Origin of the sequence: Nostoc cf. edaphicum LEGE 07299 (assembly GCF_015207245.1) — a bacterium.
Lineage (GTDB): Bacteria > Cyanobacteriota > Cyanobacteriia > Cyanobacteriales > Nostocaceae > Nostoc > Nostoc edaphicum_B.
Genome location: NZ_JADEXF010000298.1, coordinates 1 through 5,537, shown reverse-complemented (window position 1 = coordinate 5,537; position 5,537 = coordinate 1). Strand labels below are relative to the sequence as shown.

At 45.1% G+C, this 5,537-nt stretch carries 4 protein-coding genes and 1 pseudogene; all 5 read right to left on the bottom strand.

Annotated features, from left to right (window positions below):
• Window positions 1–133 precede the first annotated feature (133 nt).
• Complete coding sequence (gene nifN, locus IQ229_RS11015) at window positions 134–1,471, bottom strand: nitrogenase iron-molybdenum cofactor biosynthesis protein NifN (protein ID WP_194043639.1); 1,338 nt, start codon at window positions 1,469–1,471, stop codon at window positions 134–136.
• Window positions 1,471–2,853, bottom strand: a complete 1,383-nt coding sequence (gene nifE / locus IQ229_RS11010; RefSeq protein WP_194043637.1) for a nitrogenase iron-molybdenum cofactor biosynthesis protein NifE — start codon at window positions 2,851–2,853, stop codon at window positions 1,471–1,473. The genes nifN and nifE overlap by 1 nt, the downstream gene beginning before the upstream one ends.
• Before the next feature lie 99 nt (window positions 2,854–2,952).
• Window positions 2,953–3,300: a Mo-dependent nitrogenase C-terminal domain-containing protein gene (locus tag IQ229_RS11005; protein ID WP_194043635.1), complete on the bottom strand. Its 348-nt coding sequence runs from the start codon at window positions 3,298–3,300 to the stop codon at window positions 2,953–2,955.
• 183 nt (window positions 3,301–3,483) lie between these two features.
• Window positions 3,484–5,019 carry a nitrogenase molybdenum-iron protein subunit beta gene (gene nifK / locus IQ229_RS11000; RefSeq protein WP_194043633.1) on the bottom strand — a complete coding sequence of 512 codons (1,536 nt, stop codon included), beginning with the start codon at window positions 5,017–5,019 and terminating at the stop codon, window positions 3,484–3,486.
• A 205-nt stretch (window positions 5,020–5,224) separates the two neighbouring features.
• Window positions 5,225–5,392, bottom strand: a pseudogene (locus IQ229_RS24840) (nitrogenase molybdenum-iron protein alpha chain); the annotation flags it as partial.
• Window positions 5,393–5,537 lie beyond the last annotated feature (145 nt).

The following is a 5,537-nucleotide window of genomic DNA, read 5'->3' as shown; positions in this document are numbered from 1 at the left end:
GGGGGTAATTCGACTTGTGTACACACGTTTAAAAAAGGGGGGCTAATTTAAGATTTGCTCTATTCCCTCCTTTTTAAGGAAGGTTAGGGAGGATCAATTCTTAACTGAACTGTTTTGAATTTCAAGTGTGAATTCAAAACTCAGCGCTCACAGTTCCGAACTCTTGGAACTGCTTAACTCTCGCTTCTTCTGCCTCTAAAAATAGGTTGCCGATGCCAAATAAAAGCTCCATCGTGCCTCGATAGCCAACTTTAGTAAATTGACCATTACCTAAACGGTCATAAATGGGCAATCCTAGACGATAAAGAGGAATCGAAAGCCGTTTAGCGATCGCACCCACATTCGAGTTACCAATCAGCAAATCAGAACCGCCTGCTAGACTCTCAAAGTCTTCTAAGTCGCCGATGGTAATGCTTTTAACCGGGAGTTTTTCTAAGAGGTGCGATCGCGTGGTTGTCACCACAGCATGAATTTGCGCTCCCATTGATTGCAGGAAATGCACGGTTGACCACAACAAATCTGGTTCTAGTGCGAGGGAAACTCGTTTTGCACCGAAGTAAAAGTGAGTGTCCAACATCGCATCTTGCAATTGACGACGTTGGCGGCGGTATTTTTCGGGTACGCTGTTACCGCTCAGAATCGCCAATGCTTGGATAAATTCATCTACTGGTTCTAATCCCGTCAGTTCGCCAAACACCTCATAAGGTGTGCCAAACCGTTCTTCGAGAATCTTTGCAGCCCCCCGCATACTTTCACCCAATGCCAGGGTAAAAGCAGAACTACCTACTTCTCGTAGCTGTTTTAAGGTAGTTCCACTAACAGTAACCGCACTATAACTATCCTCTAAATGTCCATCTAGAGAAGCGCCAAGGTCAGGTACAAAGATTGGCACTAATCCAAAGGACGTGATTATCTCTTTGATTTCCTGTACATCCCCAGGTGTGAAAGCAGAACCCGCCAAAACGGTGACTTGTTCAGTTCTGAGTCCACCTGCGCGAGGAATTTCCTTAACTATGCTTTCTACAGCGACAGCAAAGCCATCTTGCAACGCACCTTTAAAATCTGGGGTAGGTGCAAAAACGATCGCTAAATCATTCAATTCGGGATGGCGATCGCGGATTTCCTTAAGAAAACCTTCAATGTCATCTCCTCTAGTTTCCGTTAACCCAGTGGTACATAAACCAATAATTTCTGGGTTAGCCTTTTCCACCAGAGTTAGAATTGCTTGCTCCACATTCTCTTCGCCACCCAAAATAGTAGTGACTTCCGTCATCGCTGTCGTAGCAAGGGGAATTGCTTCCCGGAAATGCCGCACTAGGACAACTTTGGCGAAAGCAGTACAACCTTGAGAACCGTGGAATAAGGGCATCGTCCCTTTCAATCCCAAAAAGGCTAAGGTTGCGCCCAAAGCTTGACTTTGCTTGAGGGGATTAACTGTCAGTGCTTTGTTAGAAGCGGTAACGATCGCCATTAAACTTCCTCCTCTTCTTCCCAAGGAGCGGGTTTGCGTATTTGTTCCCAAATCGGGCTATACAGAGCTTCGTACAGTTCCCGCGCCATCTCAATCATTCCCACATAACCTGCATAAGGATGGTGGCGTTCTTGGTTGATATCAAGGAAAGGAATTCGAGCTTTCAAAGCTGTGTATTGGTTACGTCCACCAGCAATCAGCATATCTGCGCGAGTGTCTTTAACCAGTTGTAACAATTCTTGAGCGTTGCCTTTCTCCAGCATGATGCCATCGTTGCCAATCAACTTCTTGATTTTGGCTTTATCTTCTTCAGTACTTTTACGAGTACTGGTAGCAACAACTTCAATGCCTAAGTCTCTAGCAGCCGAAATAATCGACCAACTCTTGACACCACCTGTATACAACACAACCCGCTTACCTTTGAGTCGAGCGCGATAAGGAGCCAATGCCAAATCTAAAGCAGCAGTTTCTTCTGCAATTAGCTTTTCTGTCCGCTCTTGTAAATCAGCGTCGCCTAATTTAGCGGCGATGTTTCGCAGACAGCGATTCATATCATCAATGCCGTAGAAAGACTCTTCAATGTAAGGGATGTTGTAACGCTCCTCCATCTTTCTCGCCATATTCAGCAGCGCTCGTGAGCAGATCATGACGTTGAGCTTGGCGCGGTGGGCGTAGCGAATTTCATTGTAGCGAGCATCGCCCGTAATTTTAGACAAAATACGGATGCCTAATTTTTCTAGCAGTGGTGTTACTCCCCACATTTCACCGGCGATGTTGTATTCACCGATTAAGTTAATATCATAGGGCGTTGTATGTTCCGGTTCTGCTGTTCCGACAACATATTCTAATAAAGCTTCGCCACCAAAACGGTTGCCCAGATTTTTACTGCCAATGAATCCTGGGGCAATGACAGGAACAACAGGAATACCAATTTTTTCAGCCGCAGCTTTGCAAACAGCATCCATATCATCACCGATTAAGGCTGTAACGCAAGTGGCATAGACGAATACTGCTGCTGGTTGGTAGCGCTCGTGAAGTTCCAGAATCGCTTTGTAGAGTTTCTTTTCGCCACCGAAGATGACATCATTTTCACCCAAGTCTGTGGTAAAGCCCATTTTGTAGAGTTGAGGGCCAGACGACAGACTACCACGACTGCCCCAGGAATTACCAGCACAGGCGATCGGCCCGTGGACTAGATGCGCTGCATCTGCGATCGGCACTAAAGCAATCATTGCACCATCAAAGGCACAGCCCCCTTGAGCCGCGCCAGGTTGTGCCTGTTGAGCGCATGATTTGTTTTTCTTTTCCGCTTGTTTGTGCTGATTATGTTCGCATCCTGTCTCAGTCAGCAGCTCGTTGATTTTGCCTTGGGTGCTTTTCATCTCTCTTCTCTTAATTGTTAATTGTCCTTTGTCATTTGTCATTTGTCCTTTGAATAACTAACAACTAATGACTAATGACCAATACCCCATGCCCAATAATTAGCAAATGTATCTTGTGACATCCTCTCCGCATACATCAGCGAGGTAGGATAAAGCGCGGAAACGCAATCCTACAAATTCGTCATATAAAGGATTGAGTTTACATAGTGGTGGAATATCAATAGTCTTCCCAAATAATTTAATTTGTCGCTCAAAGGGACAACAACAAGGAATTGTTTGGCAAATTAGATGAGCGAAGCGATTGTTTTTAACCTGAATTTCATCCACCACACGGCGCAACGGATTAAAAAGATTGTGGAACCATCCTGGTTTTTTCTGGTTAGGTGGATGGTAATTAGGATGAGGATGAGTGTGAGTATGTTCGTGAGTGTGATTGATGGTTTCCATTGATAAATCCCTTGGGTAAATGCTATCAAGAAAAAGGGGAGTTGGGGATTGGGGATTGGGTATCGGGCATTGGGTTTGGATATTTCCCTACTCCCGTTCGGCTACGCTCACGGCAAGCCTACTCCCTACTCCCGACTCCCCTTCTTCACCCTTTAATTAACACGTTGTGTTTCTACGCAATTTCTAACGAATTAAGTCGTAGGAAATATCTGTCTTAGAAGGAATGTTGGTGTTGCGATCGATTTCTTCAAACAGGGTGTTTACAGTCCAGTTGAGGAGGTTGATTATACCTTGATAACCAATGGTGGCGTAGCGGTGTAAGTGGTGGCGATCCATGATGGGGTAGCCGATTCTCACGAGGGGAATCTTGGTGTCGCGCCACAGGTACTTACCGTAGGTATTACCAACCAGGAAGTCTACTGGTTCGGTGAACAACAATGAACGCATGTGCCACAAGTCCTTACCAGGCCAAACAGTTGCATTCTTACCGAAGGGGCTAGAAGCAAGCAGTTCTTTCATTTCTGCTTCAAATACTTCGTTGCTGTTATGAACCAAGATATGCACAGGTTCAGCACCCATTTCTAGCATAAAGCCAACAACGCTGTATACTAAATCTGGTTCGCCGTAGATAGCGAAGCGCTTGCCGTGAATCCATGAGTGAGAGTCAGTCATGGCATCAACTGCACGACCGCGTTCGATTTCCAATTCTTGAGGAATGGGGATACCACTCAATTCGCTGAGTTTCATCAAGAACTCATCAGTACCCTTAATGCCCCAAGGACGGGAAACTGAGGTTGGTTGCTTCCACTCTTTTTCAATATACTCGCGGGTTTTGAGGGTAGAGTGTGCTTGCAGAGCGATTGTAGCTTTAGCATTAATTGAATCTTCTGCATCTTCTAGCTTTGTACCACCTGGGTACATATCGAACTCACCTGTGTTGGGTGAATCCAAGTAGTCGCTGTTGTCGGCTAGAATTGTGTAGTCAAAACCAAACAAGGAAGCAATCCGCTTGATTTCGCGGTTGTTACCTACGTAGGTGTCAAAACCTGGGATGAAGTTGATCTTACCATTGCTGGTTTCTTTCTTATGACCTGCTGTCAGGTTAGAAAGAATTCCCTTCATCATGTTGTCGTAACCAGTGATGTGGGAACCGACAAAGCTAGGGGTGTGAGCGTAGGGTACTGGGAAATCTTGAGGAACTGAACCAGCTTCCTTGGCGTTGTTGATGAAAGACTGCAAGTCATCACCAATTACTTCTGCCATACAGGTGGTGCAGACAGCGATCATCTTGGGCTTGTAGAGTTGGTAAGAGTTCGCCAAGCCGTCAATCATGTTTTGCAGACCACCAAACACGGCTGCATCTTCAGTCATTGAAGAAGATACACCAGAGAATGGTTCTTTGTAGTGACGGGTTAAGTGGGTGCGGAAGTAAGCAACGCAACCTTGAGAACCTTGAACAAAAGGTAGAGTACCTTCAAAACCAACAGCAGCAAAGATTGCTCCTAGTGGTTGGCAGCCTTTAGCAGGGTTAACGGTTAAAGCTTCACGAGCGAAGTTCTTTTCACGATAATCCCAACCTTTTGTCCACTCTGCAACCCGTTGTACTTCTTCGGCTTCGTGACCGTTTTCAAACTGCTTTTTGTTTTCAAATAGCTGTTGGTACTCAGGTTGGTGGAATAACTCGACGTGATCTTGAATTTTTTCTGGATTCTGAGGCATTTCTGGATCTCCAAGCTTACTGAATTCTTTTACTGATTGAGGAATAAGGATTTGAGGCGGGGGTGGGAGATGGGAATATGATTCAAAATTCAAAATGCAAAAATCAAAAGAAATTTTAATCTTTCAGTTTTGAATTTTGGATTCCCAACTCCCCCCTGGGGTTTTAGCCCCAGGTTATCCTTACTTATCTCACTCTCCCATTTCCCTAAACGGCAGCCTTAGCCTTAGCTTCAGCCTTCTTAGCCTGAGCTTTTTCATTCCAAGGAGCGCCAATTAATCCCCAGGTTGGGCTGTTGAGTGCCAAGTCCATATCGCGTGCGAAGATGGCGAAGCCGTCATAACCGTGATAAGGGCCGGAGTAATCCTTTTTGTGGTTTAATTCTTTTCAACAGCCTAATGTTTGCAGTAAACAGTGTCAGCGATAAGCATTGTTCGCTGATAACACATTTATTTTTAGGCTAAATATAGGCTAAAAACACAGCATAACTAGGTTCAGAACTCACGCATCATCTAAATGT